Source organism: Vibrio sp. 970, from assembly GCF_033339075.1.
Window position 1 is genome coordinate 1 of the sequence record NZ_JAWOTW010000532.1, and the last position, 602, is coordinate 602.

A 602-nucleotide genomic window follows, 5' to 3' on the forward strand; every position below is an offset into this window, starting at 1 on the left:
GAAGACGCTTTGACCTTAGCGCGCGCAATGACGAATGTTTCACGTGAAACACTCGTGAATGGTGAAACAATGGTTAAGCAGGACTGGGTATCTCAGTTTGCTGACTTTCCTATACCAGTCCTAGAAGATTGTCGTTTAGGCATCAAAGTAGGTTGGTCATCATACGGACAGTCGGTCAACTTTCCTCATCTGAGCAAACAGAGTTTGGGTCTCTATCCGGTCGTGGACGACGTCAGTTGGATTGAGCGGTTGTTGCCATTGAGTATCAACACCATTCAACTACGTATCAAAGACCCCTATCAGCCAGACTTAGAACAGCAGATTGCACGCGCAATTGAACTCGGTCGTCAGTATGACGCTCAAGTTTTTATTAATGATTATTGGCAACTAGCAATAAAGCATGGCGCGTTCGGGGTTCATCTTGGTCAAGAGGATATCGAAGATTCTAATTTGAGTCAGTTGAGCACCGCAGGCATTTGCTTAGGTCTATCAACCCATGGTTATTATGAACTGCTGCGTATCGTCCAAATTAACCCAAGCTACATTGCGTTGGGGCATATTTTTCCAACCACCACCAAACAAATGCCATCCAAACCGCAAGG

General features: G+C 45.5%; 1 protein-coding gene. It reads left to right on the forward strand.

Annotated elements, in window-relative coordinates:
• Nucleotides 1–602 (forward strand): thiamine phosphate synthase (locus R7Q11_RS27700; RefSeq protein WP_225467176.1); only part of this gene is annotated, 602 nt, incomplete at both ends.